17 protein-coding genes are annotated in these 17,918 nt (G+C 62.4%); 7 read left to right on the top strand and 10 right to left on the bottom strand.

The window, feature by feature from the left end:
- Nucleotides 1-79 precede the first annotated feature (79 nt).
- The 4 genes from DCO47_RS18720 to DCO47_RS18705 all read right to left on the bottom strand — a co-directional run bounded on the left by DCO47_RS18720 (nucleotide 80) and on the right by DCO47_RS18705 (nucleotide 4,991).
- Nucleotides 80-1,444, bottom strand: coding sequence for a glutamine synthetase family protein (locus tag DCO47_RS18720; RefSeq protein WP_042609327.1), 1,365 nt, complete (start codon nucleotides 1,442-1,444; stop codon nucleotides 80-82).
- A gap of 652 nt (nucleotides 1,445-2,096) precedes the next feature.
- On the bottom strand, nucleotides 2,097-2,996 hold the full coding sequence (locus DCO47_RS18715) for a bestrophin family protein (protein ID WP_116658655.1): 900 nt from the start codon (nucleotides 2,994-2,996) through the stop codon (nucleotides 2,097-2,099).
- Nucleotides 2,997-3,021: 25 nt separating this feature from the next.
- Nucleotides 3,022-4,020, bottom strand: a complete 999-nt coding sequence (gene moaA / locus DCO47_RS18710; RefSeq protein WP_041480911.1) for a GTP 3',8-cyclase MoaA — start codon at nucleotides 4,018-4,020, stop codon at nucleotides 3,022-3,024.
- Between the two features lie 119 nt (nucleotides 4,021-4,139).
- Entirely contained in the window at nucleotides 4,140-4,991 is an 852-nt protein-coding gene (locus DCO47_RS18705) for a CAP domain-containing protein (RefSeq protein WP_042609330.1), read from the bottom strand.
- A 197-nt stretch (nucleotides 4,992-5,188) separates the two neighbouring features.
- Here DCO47_RS18705 and DCO47_RS18700 point away from each other — a divergent pair, with 197 nt between their 5' ends.
- The gene (locus tag DCO47_RS18700) at nucleotides 5,189-5,809 is read left to right on the top strand and encodes a cell wall hydrolase (protein ID WP_083352509.1); all 621 of its coding nucleotides are present in this window, start codon (nucleotides 5,189-5,191) and stop codon (nucleotides 5,807-5,809) included.
- On the opposite strand, the gene DCO47_RS18695 is transcribed toward DCO47_RS18700, so the two are convergent.
- The gene (locus tag DCO47_RS18695; protein ID WP_064363540.1) at nucleotides 5,806-6,519 is read right to left on the bottom strand and encodes a murein L,D-transpeptidase catalytic domain family protein; all 714 of its coding nucleotides are present in this window, start codon (nucleotides 6,517-6,519) and stop codon (nucleotides 5,806-5,808) included. The two genes, DCO47_RS18700 and DCO47_RS18695, sit on opposite strands and share 4 nt — an antisense overlap.
- Nucleotides 6,520-6,672: 153 nt before the next feature.
- On the opposite strand from DCO47_RS18695, the gene DCO47_RS18690 reads away from it, so the two are divergent.
- Entirely contained in the window at nucleotides 6,673-8,289 is a 1,617-nt protein-coding gene (locus tag DCO47_RS18690) for a murein L,D-transpeptidase (RefSeq protein WP_116658654.1), read from the top strand.
- Between the two features lie 85 nt (nucleotides 8,290-8,374).
- On the opposite strand, the gene DCO47_RS18685 is transcribed toward DCO47_RS18690, so the two are convergent.
- The 4 genes from DCO47_RS18685 to DCO47_RS18670 form a co-directional block, all read right to left on the bottom strand.
- Nucleotides 8,375-9,217 carry an NAD-dependent protein deacetylase gene (locus DCO47_RS18685; RefSeq protein WP_116658653.1) on the bottom strand — a complete coding sequence of 281 codons (843 nt, stop codon included), beginning with the start codon at nucleotides 9,215-9,217 and terminating at the stop codon, nucleotides 8,375-8,377.
- A gap of 160 nt (nucleotides 9,218-9,377) precedes the next feature.
- Nucleotides 9,378-10,424, bottom strand: coding sequence for a class I SAM-dependent methyltransferase (locus tag DCO47_RS18680; protein WP_065616099.1), 1,047 nt, complete (start codon nucleotides 10,422-10,424; stop codon nucleotides 9,378-9,380).
- Between the two features lie 150 nt (nucleotides 10,425-10,574).
- Complete coding sequence (locus DCO47_RS18675) at nucleotides 10,575-11,885, bottom strand: ATP-binding protein (protein ID WP_042609336.1); 1,311 nt, start codon at nucleotides 11,883-11,885, stop codon at nucleotides 10,575-10,577.
- Nucleotides 11,882-12,622, bottom strand: coding sequence for a response regulator (locus DCO47_RS18670; protein WP_039762337.1), 741 nt, complete (start codon nucleotides 12,620-12,622; stop codon nucleotides 11,882-11,884). Before DCO47_RS18670 ends, DCO47_RS18675 begins: the two co-directional genes overlap by 4 nt.
- Before the next feature lie 298 nt (nucleotides 12,623-12,920).
- On the opposite strand from DCO47_RS18670, the gene DCO47_RS18665 reads away from it, so the two are divergent.
- The 4 genes from DCO47_RS18665 (at nucleotide 12,921) to DCO47_RS18650 (ending at nucleotide 15,989) form a co-directional block, all read left to right on the top strand.
- Complete coding sequence (locus DCO47_RS18665) at nucleotides 12,921-13,184, top strand: DUF2790 domain-containing protein (RefSeq protein WP_042609337.1); 264 nt, start codon at nucleotides 12,921-12,923, stop codon at nucleotides 13,182-13,184.
- Nucleotides 13,185-13,217: 33 nt separating this feature from the next.
- A complete protein-coding gene (locus tag DCO47_RS18660; RefSeq protein ID WP_116658652.1) occupies nucleotides 13,218-13,640 on the top strand; it encodes a hypothetical protein in 423 nt (140 codons plus the stop codon).
- Between the two features lie 89 nt (nucleotides 13,641-13,729).
- The gene (locus DCO47_RS18655) at nucleotides 13,730-14,941 is read left to right on the top strand and encodes a cytochrome c biogenesis protein DipZ (RefSeq protein ID WP_116658651.1); all 1,212 of its coding nucleotides are present in this window, start codon (nucleotides 13,730-13,732) and stop codon (nucleotides 14,939-14,941) included.
- 235 nt (nucleotides 14,942-15,176) lie between these two features.
- Entirely contained in the window at nucleotides 15,177-15,989 is an 813-nt protein-coding gene (locus DCO47_RS18650) for a class I SAM-dependent methyltransferase (protein WP_116658650.1), read from the top strand.
- 122 nt (nucleotides 15,990-16,111) lie between these two features.
- Here DCO47_RS18650 and pcsA read toward each other — a convergent pair whose 3' ends face one another.
- On the bottom strand, nucleotides 16,112-16,834 hold the full coding sequence (gene pcsA / locus DCO47_RS18640; RefSeq protein ID WP_042609341.1) for a phosphatidylcholine synthase: 723 nt from the start codon (nucleotides 16,832-16,834) through the stop codon (nucleotides 16,112-16,114).
- 259 nt (nucleotides 16,835-17,093) lie between these two features.
- Here pcsA and DCO47_RS18635 point away from each other — a divergent pair, with 259 nt between their 5' ends.
- On the top strand, nucleotides 17,094-17,831 hold the full coding sequence (locus DCO47_RS18635; RefSeq protein ID WP_083354303.1) for a tellurite resistance TerB family protein: 738 nt from the start codon (nucleotides 17,094-17,096) through the stop codon (nucleotides 17,829-17,831).
- Nucleotides 17,832-17,918: the final 87 nt, after the last annotated feature.

Below are 17,918 nucleotides of genomic sequence, written 5' to 3'. Positions count from 1 at the left end.
GGTGCGTCAGTCAAAAATCAATTGTCTGACACACCGCTATCGCGAGCAGGCTCACTCCTACAGGGGTTGTGGTGAATCCTCAGGCTTCGGTCAGGTACCACCGCCAATCCTGCTCACCCACTTCCGCCATGAACTGCCGATACTCGGCACGCTTCACCGCCAGATACACCCCAAGGAATTCCTCCCCCAGCGCCTCCCGTGCCCACGCGGAATTTTCCAGCGCCTGTAACGACGTCAGCCAATCGGTCGGCAACAGCTCTTTGGCCTGGGCATAGCCATTGCCCTCGACCGGCGCGCCCGGATCCAGCTCTTCACGAATGCCGCGATGGATGCCGGCGAGGATCGCTGCCGCCGCCAGATACGGGTTGGCGTCGGCGCCACAGATGCGGTGTTCGATGTGCCGCGTCGGCGCTGGCCCGCCGGGAACCCGCAGGCTGACGGTGCGATTGTCGACGCCCCAGGTCGGCGCCAGTGGCGCGTAGCTGTTGGCCTGGAAACGTCGGTAGGAGTTGGCGTTGGGGCAAAACAGCAGCAGCGAATCGAGCAAGGACGCGAGCATGCCGCCAATCGCCGTGCGCAACAGCGGTGTGCCGGCCGGGTCTTGCGAGGCGAACAGATTACGGCCGTCGGCGTCCGCGAGGCTGACGTGCATGTGCATGCCGGTGCCGGCCAGATCGTCGAACGGCTTGGCCATGAATGTCGCCTGCATGCCGTGCTTGTGCGCCACGCCTTTGACCAGGCGTTTGTAACGCACCGCCTGATCCATCGCTGCCAGTGCATCGCCGTGTTCGAGGGTGATTTCCACCTGGCCCGGGGCGTATTCGGAAATTGCCGTGCGCGCCGGAATGCCGTGCAGTTTGCAGGCGCTGTAGAGGTCAGCGAGGAACGGTTCGATCTGTTCCAGCTCGCGCAGACCGTAGACTTGCGTGTGTCGCGGTCGCCCGCCATCAGCGTCCAGCGCCGGTTGCGGGCGGCCGTTGTGATCGCGTTTGGCGTCGAGCAGATAGAACTCCAGCTCGCAGGCCATGATCGGGTGATATCCCTCGGCCTTGAGCCCGTCGATCACCTTGATCAGCAAGTGCCGAGGATCAGCGATGCTCGCCGGCAGGCCTTCGGTCGGGTGCATGCTGACCTGCACCGCTGCAGTCGGAATCTGCCGCCATGGCAGGCGCACCAGACTGCCTTGCAGCGGATAGGCGCGGCAGTCGATATCGCCGACGTCCCAGACCAGTCCGGAGTTCTCGACGTCCTCGCCCTGCACGGTCAAACCGAGAATCGTGCTCGGCAGTGGCCGGCCGCTTTCATACACGGCGAGCAGCTCTTCACGGTGCAACAGCTTGCCGCGCGGCACGCCGTTGGCGTCGAGAATGAACAGCTCGAACATGTCGATATCGGGGTTCTGTTCGAGGAACAGGCGTGCGTCTTCGATGGCTGCGAATTTCATGGCAAATCACTCACGATGGCGCCGCACGGGCGCGCAGATTCGGCCGGACGCAGGGCGTCCCGGCAGGGATTTCATAGGGAGATCAGTCAAAGGACACAGAACCTGTGGCGAGGGAGCTTGCTCCCGCTGAGGCGCGAAGCGGCTCTCGCTTGTTGTTCAAAGGCGGGGCTGCCAGGCAGTCCAGCGGGAGCACGCTCCCTCGCCACAATGGCTTAGTGACTGACAGAAATCAGCAGGCGATATCCGGCGGGCGTGCGGAGTGACGCAGCTTGGAACGGCGCAGGGCCATGGGCAGATTGACGATGCGGTTCATACGCGGCCCCGGTTGCAGTGGGCGCGTACGGCAGAGACGTGCAACCTTTTGGGTTGTTGTGGTGACGTGCTCATAACGCGTGTTTCCGTTGGCGGAAAGCGTCGGCAGCAGGGCGGGCCCGGCGACCGGTGTGCCCGGATAGTAAGGGGGAATTCGCGCGCGTGTAAACGCAAAATTTGCCGGTGTCGCTTGGTGCGTTTGGTCTGATTGACCGAGTTGCCTTTTTCGCGAGCAGGCTCGCTCCCACATTGGAATGCATTTCAACTGTGGGAGCGAGCCTGCTCGCGAATGTCCGCACCTCGGTCCAGAGTGAACACGCCGGGCCCGCCGCTGTGCCATTCAGCGCAGCACGTAATCGTCCGGTTGCGGCGCGGGCGGCAATGGCGAGACGCCGAGTTCGTGCAGCACGTCGCGCTCCAGGGTACGCACCAGTGCGTCGGTCGGCAGGTCGTTTTCATCACGCCCGAACGGGTCTTCGAGTTCATCGGCAATCGCGTCGAAACCGAAAAAGGTGTAACTGACAATCGCCGTGAACAGCGGCGTCAACCAACCCAGCGATTGCGCCATGGCGAAGGGCAGCAAAAGGCAGAACAGGTAGATAGTGCGGTGCAGCAGCAGGGTATAAGGGAAGGGCAGCGGCGTGTTCTTGATCCGGTCGCACACGGCCTGGGCCTGGCTCAGGCAGGTCAGGTGACTGGCCAGTAATTGATAACGCCATGGCGACAGCACACCGGCCGTTTCCAGCTCGGAAAACTGGCGCCCGACCTGGTGCAGGATCTGCCCGCAGTGGTCCGGTACAGCCTCGTCGATCGTCGGGCTGACCCAGTCGGCACTGGCCTGCGCCTCACTCTCTGTGCGTAGCCGGGCGTTCAATGCATGGGCAAACCCGCACAAATTGCGCAACAGTTGCCGACGCAGGCTGGCGTCGTCGATGCCCTGGGTTTCGCGCATCACCGCGCGCACCCGCAGCAGCACTTCGCCCCAGGCCTTGCGGCCCTCGTACCAGCGGTCGTAACAGGCGTTGTTGCGAAAGCTGAGGAAAATCGACAGCGATAGGCCGAGCAGGGTGAACGGTGTCGCGTTGATCTCGGCGAAGTAGCGCGGCACAAGGATTTCAACCAGCACAATCACCGCCGCCAGCAGCGTCAGCATCAAGGTGCGCACGGCAATGCGTTTGGCGATCGAACCTCTGAGGGTGAACAGCACGGCGAACTGATTGGGTCTCGGTCTGACGATCATCTCGCGGTCCCTGTTGCGCGGCGGATCAGCCGCCGGTCATGTTCATGAAACGCACCACTTGCACGTCGTCGTTGACTTCGAAGTTGTGTCGATAGGGCTTGAGTTTCATTGCCTCGATGATCGCGTTTTCCAAGCGTTCCGGGTGGCCCGGATGCGCGCGCAACACCGCTTTGAGGTCCATCGAATGCTCGTTGCCCAGACACAGCAGCAAGCGACCTTCGACGGTCAGGCGCACGCGGTTGCAGGTGCCGCAAAAGTTGTGGCTGTGCGGTGAAATGAAGCCCAGGCGAATGTTCGGCGCTTCGGCTACGCGCCAGTAGCGCGACGGCCCTTGCGTGGATTCGGTGGAGTCGATCAGGGTAAAGCGTTCGGCGATGCGTTCACGCACCTGCGCGCTGGAATAGAACGACTCGGCGCGGCTGTGTTCGGCAATCGCGCCCAGCGGCATTTCTTCGATGAAGGAAATATCCAGATCACGCTCGATGGCGAAACTGACCAGATCGTTGATCTCGTGGTCGTTACGCCCTTGCATCACCACGCAATTGAGTTTGGTGCGAGTGAACCCGGCGGCACGGGCGGCATCGATGCCGTCGATGACTTGCGCCAGATCGCCGGTGCGCGTCAGTTCCTTGAAGCGCTGCGGGTCGAGGCTGTCGAGGCTGATATTGAGGCGCTTGACCCCGGCGTCGAACAGCGGCCTGGCCAGCCGACCCAGCTGCGAACCGTTGGTGGTCAGGCACAGTTCGCGCAGGCCGGGCAGGGCGGCAATCTGCTCACACAGCTGCACGACGCCGGGGCGGATCAGCGGCTCGCCGCCGGTCAGGCGGATTTTGCGCGTGCCGAGGGCGACGAAGCTTTGCGCTACCTGAAACAGTTCTTCGAGGGTGAGGATCTGCTGGCGCGGCAGGAACTGCATGTCCTCGGCCATGCAGTAGACGCAGCGAAAATCGCAGCGGTCGGTGACCGACAGGCGCAGATAATCCACGCGGCGGTTGTGACCATCGATCAATTCACGCTGTGTCATGGGCTCGCCTCGTGGATGTGGAGCGCCGTCAGCGGGCGCAGATCGCGCAGGGTAGGCTGCGCTCGCCACGCCGTCCAATCACTCTGGCTGACCGAGTGATTGACGGCGTCGATGATGCCTTACGGTGCGCCAAACATTGCCGTCCAGTAAATGCCGGCGTTGCTTTTCGGATCGGTTGCGTACGCGGCGCCCAGTTCCTGATATTGCGGGTTCATCAGGTTGGCGCAATGACCGGGGCTCGCGAGCCAGCCGTCGACGACCTTGCCGACGGTGTCCTGCCCGGCGGCGATGTTTTCGCCAACCAGTTGCCCACTGTAACCGGACAGTTCGGCGCGGTCGCCGGGTGTGCGGCCGTCGCGGTCCTTGTGGTCGAGATAATTATTGTTGGCCATGTCGCGGCTGTGATCCTGGGCAACGGTGCCCAGCGTGGCGTTCCAGGCCAGCGGTGCTGCCGCCGCGAAGGACTGGCCGCCGCACTGACGGGCCTGACTGCGGGCGGTATTGAGTTGCGCCAGCAGCTTTTGCCCTTCGCTTTGCGCATCGCCGAGTTTCGCCGTCAGCAACGGCCGCGCGAGGACGATGCGCCAGTCACGGTCAACGCGGTTGACGCCGATATCGACAAACTGCGGGTCGAGCACCACCTGACAGAAGCTTTCCTGAATCGCCTTCATTGCTGACGCCGCATCGCGCGGGCCGTTGAGAGTGATCGCCTGAACGTTGACCATCGGATAGCGGGCGCTGGCCATGGCCTGCTGCAAATCGACTGCGCCACTGGCGGGCAGTCGCAGGCGCGGGTCGGCCGACAACGGCGGCAACTCGTTCGACGCCTGGCTGCCGCAACGCTGCGGCTGGCTGCGATAGCTGTTGATCGACTCGATCAATTGCAGTTCATCGGCGGCCAGCGCCGAGGTGGCGAACACCACGCCCAGCGACAATGCGGCACAACGCAAAACGGACGGCATGAAGCGCATGGAAATCTCCCTCGAGCTGAATGCGCCCATGATGCGCGAAAGGCCCCCGGAGGGTGAATGTGTTTTTCTTTGCGGCGGATTTTTTCTGCACTGGTGTGCCCGTGTATTTGCTCGCTACACTCTGCGAAGACCCCGCAAACCGGGCGTCTCACCGACGTAACATCTTGCCCCCGGCGGGCGCTGACGGAAGAACCGACATGGGATTGAAAGGCTTGGCGGGCGGTTTGTTGTGGATTGTTTTTGCCGGCGCTGCATGGGCCGGCGCTCAGGCCCCGATCGAGGCCAAGGCGGAACAGAAAGCCGAGGTGCTGGAGGAGAAAGCGGCGGATAAAGTCAGTGCTGCTCCGGCGCCGAAATCCGAGGCCATCACCCCCACCGAAGCGCAGGCAGTGGACCCGGCCGGGGCCGCGCCGCTGGACGATCCGCTGACCTGTCTGGCGCGCAGCATCTATTGGGAAGCCAAGGGCAAGGACACCCCGGAAATGGAGGCCGTCGCCAGCGTGGTGATGAATCGCCTCGGCCATGAAGGCTTTCCCGACACGGTGTGCGCGGTGGTCAAGCAAGGCTCGGAAAGCGGCAACTGCCAGTTTTCCTGGTGGTGCGATGGCAAGCCCGATCAGGTCAAGGAAGACGCCGAATACGCGCTGGCCAAGGAAATCGCTGGCAAGGCGTTGAATCGCCAGCTCAAGGATCGCACCCGCGGCGCCCTGTATTTTCACGACCGCGGCGTGCACCCGAGCTGGGCCAAGGCCTATCGCAACACCGCGCAGACCGGCAGGTTCCTGTTCTACAAACCCGCCGGCGGCGACGCGCGTTAACTGGCGTGGGTGTTGAGAATGCTCGCCACCTGCTGCGGCTGGCAGTTCAGGTACGGTGACTTTTGCAGCCAGCGCTGATCCGGGTACCAGGAAAACATGAACTGGCCGTTCTTCAGGCGATCGATCACCTGTTTGGCGATCTGCGGCCGCACGGCGGGGCAACCCTGACTGCGGCCGATGCGGCCCTGACGCTTGCTCCACAGCGGGTTCACGTAGCTGGCGGCATGAATCACGATCGCGCGATCGCGGGCCAGATCATTGAAACCGGGTTCCAGGCCGTCCATGCGCAGTGAATAGCCGTGGGTGCCTTCGTAGCTTTCCTGGGTGCGGAACAGGCCGAGACTGGACTGATAACTGCCTTCGCGGTTGGAAAACTGTGTGGCGAAGTTTTCCCCGGAATTGGAACCGTGGGCGACCAGATCCCGCAGCACCAATTTCTGTTTGCTCAGGTCGAAGATCCACAGACGACGTTCGGTGGACGGTTGCGAATAGTCGATGATCGCCAGATGCCGCGAGGGCTTTGCGCCGTTGTTGACTGCGCACTGCATGGCGTTCAATGCACCTTTGAGCGCTTGGGGATTGAGTTCCGGCGCGGCGTGGGCGAGGCTGTTGTAGAGAACCGGCGATGGCTTGCCGGCGGCAAATACTGGGCTGGTCACGGCGACAAGGGTCGCGGTGCTCAACAGAAGTCGGCGCAAAAACGTCAACATTTTATAAAGTGTCCTCAACTTGCTACATAAACGGCACTTTGGCTCCTGACTCCCAGTCAATACCCGCAGGCTCCGAGGCTGGAGCCTGACTGTTCAGCGCACCTGATGTAAGGTTGACCGTCATCTGGACGGCCATGGATTGGAGTAAAGCAGTTGTTCAAAAAGTACGCATGCTACTTGAGCATTTGTTTGCTCGCTGCGCCGTTTGTCGCTTGCGCCGATGAGCCGCTGCCCCCGCTCGAAACCCTGCCGACGCCGACGACGGAACTGCCGGTGGAGCCGCGCAGCCCGTTGCAGGCCGTGTTGATCAGCCTGGCGCAGTCGTGCCCGGCCATTGCTCCGCGTCTCAACGGCCCGGCGCTGAGTCAATTGCAGGCGTTCTATGCACAGCAGGACTGGATGCCAGTGTGGGCGAGTGAATCGGCTCGATTGCCGGCATTGCGCGCGCAATTGCAGCTGTTGGCCGACGATGGGCTGAATCCCAATCGCTATGCTGTGCCGGCGTCACCGCCGCAGGACGGCGAGTTGTGTGCCGATATCGATATCAGCCGCCATTACCTGCAGGCCTTGCAGGATCTGCATTACGGTCGTCTGTTGCAGTCGCATTTCGAACCGCTGTGGCATGTCGACGGCCCGCCGACCGATCGTCAGGCGCAGTTGCTCAGCATTGCGGTGCCGGGGGTGAACGACATTGCTGCGGCGTTCGACCTGGCCCGTCCGCATCTGCCCCAATATCAAAGCTTGCGTCAGCTGTATGCCGCACAACGTTTGCAGGCCTTGCCGCAATGGCAGCCGGTCGGCAACGGCCCGCTGCTGCGCCCGGCGATGGAAGACCAGCGGGTGCCGGAACTCGCCCGGCGTCTGTACAACGAAGGTTATCTGGCTGACGTGATCGTGACGCCGGACAACGCCTACGATGACGTGCTGGTGGAAGCGGTGAAGCATTTTCAGGCCAGTCACTCGTTACAGGCTGACGGCGTGGTCGGGCCGGGTACGATTGCCGAGCTGAATATCAGCCCGCTGACTCGCCGCGATCAGTTGCGCGTCAATCTCGAACGTTTCCGCTGGATGGCCCAGGACATGGAGCCCAGCGGTCTGGTGGTCAACGTCGCGGCCGCTGAGCTGACGCTGTATCAGGGCGGTCAGCCGGTGTGGCAGACCCGCACCCAGGTCGGCCGCGCCGAGCGCCAGACACCGCTGCTGAAATCCCGCGTCACCCGGCTCACGCTGAACCCGACCTGGACCGTGCCGCCCACCATCTGGAAAGAAGACAAGCTGCCGGAAATCCGCAAGGACCAGACCTTCCTCAGCCGCCAGAACCTGCAAGTGCTCGATGCCAACGGTCAGCCCCTGGCGGCAGCGGATATCGACTGGGACAACCCCGGCAACATCCTCCTGCGCCAGGACGCCGGCCCGCGCAATCCGCTGGGGCAAATGGTCATTCGTTTCCCCAACCCGTTCTCGGTGTACCTGCACGACACGCCGAGCAAGGCGCTGTTTGAAAAAGGTCCACGGGCGTTCAGCTCCGGTTGCGTCCGTGTCGAGCATCCGCTGCAACTGCGCGATCTGCTGCTGTCGCCGGCAGAAAAGACTCGCACCGACACACTGCTCGCCAGCGGTACCACCCACGAATTTCGCCTGTCTTCCCCCGTGCCGATCCTGATGACCTACTGGACGGCGCAAGTCGACAGCAGCGGCCACGTGCGATACGCGCCGGATATCTACAGTCGCGACAGCGCTTTATTGGTGGGCCTGGATCGGGCGCATTGAGCCAGACCACCTCACCCTAGCCCTCTCCCTCGGGAGAGGGCTAGGGTGAGGGGCCGATTTCAAGCCGAACCCAATACTCAAAATCTCACCGTTCCAGCTTTTCAACTATCCAAGGCAAAAGCACCTCACACGACCCTTCAATCTTCAAATCCAGCAGCTCATCCGCCCGAGTCCTGCCCAGATTGATCGCCATCAGCGGCTTGCCACGCTCGGCAATCACGCGACACAAACGAAACGCCGAATACGCCATCAAAGACGACCCTACCACCAGCAACCCCGCCGCATTCTCGGCAGCGGCCATCGCCCGCGCTGCGGTCGCCTGTGCCACGTTCTCGCCAAAAAACACCACATCCGGTTTCATCCGCTCACCCGCGCAATGCGGGCACTGCGGCACCTGGAAGCGCGCTTCAAATGCCGGGTCGAGCAAGGTATCGCCATCCGGTGCCTGCACCGCATCAACGCCGCTCAGATAGGGATTCTCCGCTTCCATCTGGCGCTGAATTTCATCGCGCGGACTGCGCTGCCCGCAGTCCAGACACAGCACTCGATGCAGGCTGCCATGCAGTTCGATCACATCGTGACTACCGGCCTGATCGTGCAAGGTGTCGACGTTCTGCGTGATCAGATCGCTGATCCGGCCACGCTGCTGCAGCGTCGCCAGCGCCTGATGCGCTGCATTCGGCCGCGCCTGGCGCACGCGCGGCCAGCCGAGCATGGCTCGGGCCCAATAGCGACGGCGTGATTCCGGGGCAGAAAGGAATTCCTGATACATCATCGGCTGCCGTCCGCGACGCACGCCGTCGCTGTCGCGGTAGTCCGGAATGCCCGAAGGCGTGCTGATGCCAGCGCCGGTCAGGACGACAAACTTGTCCTCGGCCATGGCCTGCACCAGCGTATCGAGGTGTTCGCGGATCGGGCTGTCGAGCATGCTCAGCACTCCAGAATGGGCAGTGCCCGCAGGTTAGCATCAACCACTGTGGCGAGGGAGCTTGCTCCGGCTGGGGGGCGAAGCGGCCGCAGAAGAAGGGCCTGCTGCGAAGTCCAGCGGGAGCAAGCTCCCTCGCCACAGGTTTCGCGTTTTCAGTCGGTTACTTGCGCGCCTCCAGTATCAGGTTGAACGGTGTCTGCGCGGCGCGGCGGAACTGCTTGAACCCGGCCTCGGTGAAGACCTTGCGCAAGCGTAGCTCTCCGGCCTGGGCACCGAGACCGAGGCCGACTTCCTGTGACAGCGAATTGGGTGTGCAAATAAACGTCGAGGCGGCGTAGAACAGGCGCCCGACCGCGTTGAGATTGTCGTCCAGTTTGTCGTTGGCGAACGGTTCGACCAGCAACACCGTGCCGTCGTCTTTCAGCGCCTCATGGGCATGGCGGGCGGCGCCGACCGGGTCGCCCATGTCGTGCAGGCAATCGAAAAAGCAGATCAGGTCGTAGTCGCCGCCGGGATAGTTTTTCGCCGTGCCCTCGAAGAATCTGGCGCGGTTGCCCACGCCACCTTCTTCGGCCCGTTGCGTGGCGACGGTGACGGAGGGCGCGTGGAAGTCGAAGCCGACAAACTGCGACCTGGGAAACGCCTGGGCCATGATCACCGTCGAGGCACCGTGGCCGCAGCCGATGTCGGCGACTTTGGCGCCGCGTTCCAGTTTCGCCACCACGCCTTCCAGTGCCGGCAGCCATTCAGCGATCAGGTGACCTTTGTAGCCGGGGCGGAAGAAGCGTTCGGTGCCGCTGAACATGCACGGGTGGTGATCGCCCCAGGACAGCGCGCCATTGCCGCGCATGGCTTTGACCAGTTTGTCCTTGTCATGGAAAAACGACGCCACCACGCCGAGACCGCCGGCGACGTACACCGGCGAATCCTCCACGGCCAGCGCCAGCGCCTGTTCTTCCGGCAAGCGAAACTGACCGTCGAGGTGCTCCATGTAACCGGATGCGGCATGGGCGCTGAGCCATTCGCGCACCAGGCGCGGATTGCAGGTGGTTTTTGCTGCGAGGGCTTCGGGGCTGATCGGTTGGCTGTCGGCCATCGCCCGGTACAGACCGAGTTCTTCGCCGACGATGACATTGGCCAGCATCGCCGCGCCGCCCATGTCGCTGACCAGTTTGCCCATGAATTCGTTGAGCTTCGCCTCATTCATCACGTGTGCTCCTGAAACAGGATCACCGTCCGGCGGCGTTGAATGTCGAGGCAGGCGCCACCGGGCGGTGGTCACGGATAGGGGCAGGGCACAGCAGAAGTCCTGCGGCCCCCTCGACTGGGTACTGATTGAGTCTAGTCGGTGTTTTTCTCAGCGTGGCAGCGGCAGCCTGAGCTCAGCGCACAGGCCGCCGCCCTCGCGATTGCTCAGCAGCAGCGAACCACCCAGCGCCATCGCCAATTGCTGGGCAATTGCCAGCCCGAGTCCGGTGCCACCGGTGTCGCGGTTGCGCGAGTTTTCCACGCGGTAAAACGGTTCCAGCACCTGCGCCAGTTCGGCCTCGGCGATGCCCGGGCCGCGATCGAGGACTTTCACCGACAGGCTGTTGCCCTGCGCTTCGACCTGCAGTTGCGCGGCGCCGGCGAATTTAAGGGCGTTGTCGGTCAGGTTCACCAGGACCCGGCGCAGCGCTTGCGGACGGGTTTCGATCACCGCTTTGCTCTTGCCGCCGAGCTGCACGTCCTTGCCCATGTCCTGATAGTCGAACACGAGGCTGTCGAGGAACGAGTCGAGATCGGTACGGCGGCTTTCTTCGGTGGCGCCGTGAACGCTGCGGGCGTAGGCCACGCCTTCGCGCACCAGATGTTCGATCTCGCCGAGGTCGCTGCTCAGTTTGTCTTTTTCCACCGAGTCATCCATGAACTCCGCACGCAATTTCATCCGGGTGATCGGTGTTTGCAAGTCGTGGGAAATCGCGGCGAGCAGTTGCATGCGTTCTTTCAGGTAGGCGGCGATGCGCGTCTGCATGGCGTTGAACGCCCGCGCTGCGTGGACCACTTCGGTCGGTCCCTGCTCGTCGAGTTTGATCGGATGCGCGTTGGGGTCGAGGGTTTCCACCGCATTGGCCAGGCGGGTGAGGGGGCGAATGGCGATGCGCACGGCGAGCCAGGTGCAGAGGATCAGCAGCGCCAGCTGGCCCAGCAGCACCACTGGCAACCACGGCGACAGCGGCACCATCGCCGGACGGATATCGATGGTCACCGGGCTACCGTCGCTCAGGCGCAGATGGCCCTGGAAATGTCGTCTCGGACCGCCGGGAACTTCGGTAAACACCAATGGATAAGTGCCGCCGATGGCCGCGGTAATCGAGGCAATCGCAACGGATTCTTCAGCCGAGGTCACCGGCATGCCCGGTTCGCCCTCATTGAGCAGGTAGCCGTAATTGCGCCGTGCCAGGCGCGGCAACCAGGCCTCGCGTTCGGCGGCGGGCAGGCGATCGAGGATCGCCATCGAGGTCGAGACGTCGGTTTCAAGGTTGCCGAGCATGGTGCTTTTCGCGCTCTGGTAGCGCTCGTAATACTGCGCGCCGAACGACAGGCCCTGCGCCAGAATCAGCCCGATCAGAAAAATCAGCGAGAGGCGCGAGGCGAGGGTGCGCGGCCATTGCAGCTTGAGTTTCATGCCGACGCCCCAAGCAGTTCGACCGGCAGCGAAAACACATAACCTTCACTGCGCACAGTCTTGATGTAGGCCGGTTCGCGGGCATCGTCAAGCAGACGTTGACGCAAGCGACTGACCAATAGATCGATGGAACGGTCGAACAGATCGGCCTCGCGACCCTGGGTCAGGTTGAGCAACTGATCGCGGCTGAGCACCCGTTGCGGGTGGTCGAGGAATACGCGCAGCAGGCGGTATTCGGCGCCGCTGAGGGCAACCATGGTGCCGTCGCTGTCGAGCAGGTGCCGCGCCGAAGTGTCCAGTTGCCAGCGACCGAAGGCCAGCAAGCGTCCGGCTTCGGTGACCACCAGGTTCGGCGGCAACATGCGTGTGCGGCGCAACACGGCGTTGATCCGCGCCAGCAGTTCACGGGCGGCAAAGGGTTTGGTCAGGTAATCGTCGGCGCCCATTTCCAGGCCGATGATGCGGTCGGTTTCATCGTTGCGCGCGGTGAGCATCAGCACCGGCGTCGCCTTGTGTTTGCCCACGCGCAATTCGCGGCACAGCTGCAGACCATCGTCGCCGGGCATCATGATGTCGAGCACGATCAGGTCGACAGTATTGGCATCCAGGAAGCTGCGCATCTGCCGGCCATCGGCGACCACTGTGGTGCGCAGGCCGTTTTTCTTCAGGTAGTTGCCTACCAGTTCACGGATCTCGCGGTCGTCGTCGACGATGAGAATGTGATCGACATGTTCCATCGGTTCAAGCCTCTGTCAAAAGGGGAATGCCGTGCAGTCTATAGCGCCGGAAACCGCACGCCTGCCTGCCTTTGTATTGCAGTGTATCTGCCGCAACGGCGGATACACGCCGACGCAAAAACGCGATTTTTACCGGGGTTTGTATCGCTGTGTATCTACACATGGCGTGGATACACAACGAGTGATTCTCGTCCTTTCCTGACACAGACGCGATACCTCGAGCGCCTCAAATAGGCTCCATCGAGGCACACACAGAGCGCCTCGGCTCAAAACCCACTGAAGCCTTGAGGACACCACCATGAACAACAAATCCGTATTCGCCGCCTGCCTGTTCGCCGCTCTGAACATCTGCACCCTGTCGGCCCACGCCGAAGCTGACGTCAGCCGGCAAACCTACACCTACGGCACCCATCTGGATATCAAGAAAGTGCTGTCGATGACCGAAGACACCTCGGTGACCTGCGGCATCACCGAGGCGCGCATGACCTACCTCGATTCCGCCGGCAAGACCCGCGAGCTGGATTACAGCAAATTCGCTGACGGCTGCAACAACCAGAACTGAGTCATCCCTACTTTTTCTGCAAGGAGTTTTGCCATGAACAACGTCTCGCGCTTTCTGACCGCAGCAGCCTTCGCCTTCACCGGTGCCGCCGCCCACGCCAACAGTGCCGTGGAGCAAAGCAGTTGCGCCAGCAGCACCTGCTTTCAGCTGACCACAGTGGCGAAGGAGGGCAGCGATGCACTGATCGCCGCTGATGGTTCGAGCCGCACGCCGCAGGGCCAGACGCTCGCCGCTGATGGTTCGAGCCGCACGCCGCAGGGCCAGACGCTCGCCGCTGATGGTTCGAGCCGCACGCCGCAGGGCCAGACGCTTGCCGCTGACGGTTCCAGCCGCACGCCGCAGGGCCAGACGCTCGCCGCTGATGGTTCCAGCCGCACGCCGCAGGGCCAACTGGTCGCGGAAAACGGTGCCAGTCGCACGCCACAAGCGCAGTTGCTGGACGGCCAGAACGCATGAGCCACGGCGTCAATAAAGCGAGCTAGCGAGGCGGACATATCCCCTCGCTGCTCGGTTGTGCGCCAGCCCCCATTTCAAGGTGACCCGTCATGTACCTCATCGCATTTCTCGGCGGTCTGCTGACCGTCCTCAGTCCGTGCATCCTCCCGGTGGTGCCGTTTCTGTTCGCTGGCGCCAACCGTACACGCTCCTCGATCCTGCTCACCCTCGGCGGCATGGCGCTGACCTTTGCGTTGATCTCCAGCCTCGCCGTGGTCAGCAGCGAGTGGGTGATTGAGGCCAGCAACACCGGCCGCCACGTGGCCCTGTTGGTCATGGCGCTGTTTGCCCTGTCGCTGATCTCGGCCCGGGTCGGTGACTGGCTGACCAAACCCTTTGTCGCGTTGGGCAATCGCCTCGATCAGGACACCCGTAAACGCGCAGGACCCATGGGCTCGATCATGCTCGGTGTCGCCACCGGCCTGTTGTGGGCGCCTTGTGCCGGGCCGATCCTTGGAGTGATTCTCACCGGCGCGATGCTGCAAGGTGCCAATGCGCAGACTAGCCTGTTGCTGCTGGCTTACGGCGCCGGCAGTGCCTTGTCGCTGGGCACGTTGATCTTCGCCGGGCGCGGTCTGGTCAATCGACTGAAGCCGTCGATCCCGTTCAGTGGCTGGTTGCGCCGCGGTGCCGGGGTTGCGGTGCTGGCTACGGTCGCGGTGATCGCCACCGGCGCGGACAAAACCCTGCTCGCCAACACCTCTTCGGAAGGCGTTGCCAGCGTCGAGAAAAACGTCCTGGAAAACGTGCCGAAAGTGGTCGACTACTTCGTCAGCAAGGTCCGCGCGGATTCGATGATGGACGACGCCCAGGGCGCGATGCCGTCGCTGTCCGGCGCTGTGCAGTGGCTCAACTCCCCGGAACTCAGCGCCGAATCCCTGCGCGGCAAAGTGGTGCTGGTGGATTTCTGGACCTACGACTGCATCAACTGCCAGCACACCCTTCCGTATGTCAAAGACTGGGCGCAGAAATATGAGAAGGACGGCCTGGTGGTGATCGGCGTGCATACGCCGGAGTACGGCTACGAACGCCTCATCGACAACGTCAAGGATCAGGTGAAAAAACTCGGCATCACCTACCCGGTAGCGATCGACAACGACTACGCGATCTGGCGCCACTTCGACAACCAGTACTGGCCGGCGCATTACCTGATCGACGCCAAGGGCCAAGTGCGTTACAGCCACTTCGGTGAAGGTCGTTATGCGGAGCAGGAGCAGATGATCAAGCAGTTGCTGGAGGAGGCCAAGGCGCCGGCGGCTTGATCGCAACAACAATGGCTCATAGGTCGCGACCCATGAGCCATTGCCAGTATCTGCAGCCCTATGCCAGCCAACCTGTTTCATGGGCTTGACAGATTTCCACCGCTCATCGGCAAAGTCCCCGGTTTATGGGCTCGCCGGACGATTGACAGGGACGCCGGGCAGCCTCGGCGCGATAGTGAGCAAGCACGGTCCGCGTCGCAGCCTGTGCATTCTCTCTGCCACGGAGCTCGCTGTCATGAGTACCCCGATTGATCTCACTGCCCTGAAGGAACGTCAGAAAGTCGCTTGGGCCAGTGGCGACTACGCCGTGATCGGCACCACGTTGCAAATCGTCGGCGAATGCCTCGCCGAAGCCTGCGATCTGCGTTGTGACGAAGAAGTGCTGGATGTCGCTGCCGGCAATGGCAACGCCACTCTGGCAGCGGCGCGGCGCGGTTGTGTGGTGACCTCGACCGATTACGTGGCGGCACTGCTGGAGCGCGGTCAGGACCGCGCCCGGGCCGAGCATCTGGAGGTGATTTTCCAGGTGGCCGATGCCGAGGCTTTGCCGTTTCCCGATGAAAGCTACGACGCCGTGCTGTCGACTTTTGGCGTGATGTTTGCGCCCGATCAGGTCACTGCTGCTGCTGAACTGGGCCGGGTGTGTCGTCGCGGCGGGCGGATCGGTATGGCGAACTGGACGCCGGAGGGTTTCGTCGGGCAGATGTTCAAGATCCTCGGTCAGCATCTGCCACCGCCTGCGGTTGCACAGCCTCCATCGAATTGGGGTTCGGATGCATGGCTGCACAAGCATTTCGATGATCGCGATTTTGTCGTGCGGGTGACGCGCAACCATTTCAACTTCCGCTATCGCTCCGCGGCGCATTTCATTGACATCTTTCGCCACTGGTACGGGCCGGTGCACAAGGCGTTTGCGGTGTTGACGCCAGAGGCTGGGCAGGCGCTGGAGGAGGATCTGACGGAGTTGCTCAACCGCTCGAACCGGGCGGGGGAGGCGTCGCTGGTGGTGCCGAGTGAGTATCTGGAAGTGGTGATAACCAAACGTTAGTTCCGGACAAATGAACAACCCCTGTAGGAGTGAGCCTGCTCGCGATAGCGGTGGGTCAGCTGAAAATCATTCGACTGATACACCGCTATCGCGAGCAGGCTCACTCCTACAGGGGGATTTGCTTATTTCGAGTGGCCGCGATCAAACCACTCCAGCGCCGTGCGCCAGATGCAGATCCCCAGGAAATAAGCCGACATCAGCAGCCACAAGCCCATCACCAGCGGGTTGATTACCGGGTGATTGAGCACCAGCGACAGACTGCACAACAGCCAGATCGCCGTCACCGCAATGTTGATCGGCATGAAGCGGCGAACGCGGAACGGGTGCAGGAACTTCATCCGCGTCACCGTCAGCAGCGCCAGACCGATCACGGTGAGGAAGGTGATCCACGGCCCCGGGCCAATGATGTACAGGCACAGCGCAACCACGTTCCAGGCCGCCGGGAAACCGACAAAATAGTTGTCCTTGCTCTTCATGTTGACGTTGCAGAAGCAGAACAGCGAGGACACCAGAATCACCGACACCGTCAGCAACAAGGTGTAATCGGGGAGGGGAATGTAGCGGTAGATAAACAGTGCCGGGATGAACACATAAGTCAGGTAGTCGATCACCAGATCGAGGATCGAGCCGTCGAAACTCGGCAACACCGATTGCACATTGACCTTGCGCGCCAGTGCGCCATCGAGGCCGTCGACGATCAGCGCTACGCCCAGCCACATCAGGCAATGGATCGGCTGGTTTTCCAGCAGGGCGAGGGTGGCAAGGAAGGCGGTGACCACGCCGGTCGCGGTAAAACCATGGGCGCCCCATGCTTTTAGCCTGGCGATGTGTACGGTGGATATCACGGGGGCGTTCTCCAGAAAGTGAAGCAAGCCGGGTATCGCCCATCGTCAGGAAGGGCGTCGGCAAACCGGGTCGGGTTGCAGCTATCGACCGGTTTGGCCGGGATAAGGTTCACCACCCTTGAATCTTAGCTGGCTGGCGGAAAATTTCTTGCGTGGCGATTTATCGATTATCGGGCGTCAGCCAAACGGTGCTGGCGCTATGGCCGCGTCGGTCTATCGTTGCCTGACGCAATCGGGCCGGGGCCTTGAGGATGACGACATGAACACCAGCGATTTGCTCGAACAACTGCTGCGAGGCCAGGCCTCGGCGGGACAACAACGTGGTGCTGCGGCCGGCGATGGCCTGGGCGGATTGCTTGGCGGCCTCTTGGGCGGTGGAGGGCAGACCCGCGCGGGTGCTGGCGCGGCTTCCGGCGGACTCGGCGGCTTGGGTGGGTTACTGGGAGGCTTGCTCGGTGGTGGCGGCTTGGGAAGTGCCTTGGGTGGCGGCAACCGAAGTCGTTCCGGCGGCACCCATTACGCGGCCCTCGCTTCGCTGGGCATGATGGCCTACCAGGCGTATCAAGCCTGGCAACGCAGCCAGGCCAGCAAGGCGCCGCCAGACCTGCCACAAACCGCCGACCTGCTCGCCGGCCCGCAAATCGAAACCCACAGCCACGCGGTGCTCCGCGCCTTGATCGCCGCCGCCAAGGCTGACGGGCGTATCGACGACGCAGAGAAGCACCTGATCAGCAGCGAAATCGGCAAACACACTGCGGATCCGCAGTTGCAGCAATGGCTCGACGCCGAAGTCGCCAAACCGCTGGATCCCAGCGAAGTAGCGCAGTCCGCGGACGGCGACCCGGCCGTGGCCGCGGAAATGTATCTGGCCAGCGTGATGCTGGTGGACGACCAACAGGATGCCGAACGCAGCTATCTGGATGAACTGGCCGCAGCGTTGCGGATTGATCCCGAACTGCAGGTGCATCTGGAACAGCAGGCCAAAGGGCAAGCCTGACCCAACGTCAAAAGATCGCAGCCTTCGACAGCTCCTACATTTGAAATACGGTGCAACCGTAGGAGCTGCCGAAGGCTAAAAGATCGC

Origin of the sequence: Pseudomonas sp. NDM (genome assembly GCF_003105095.1) — a bacterium.
Taxonomy (GTDB): Bacteria; Pseudomonadota; Gammaproteobacteria; order Pseudomonadales; family Pseudomonadaceae; genus Aquipseudomonas; species Aquipseudomonas moraviensis_A.
Note: the sequence above shows the minus strand (reverse complement) of the source record. Positions and strands in the feature narration are given on the sequence as shown.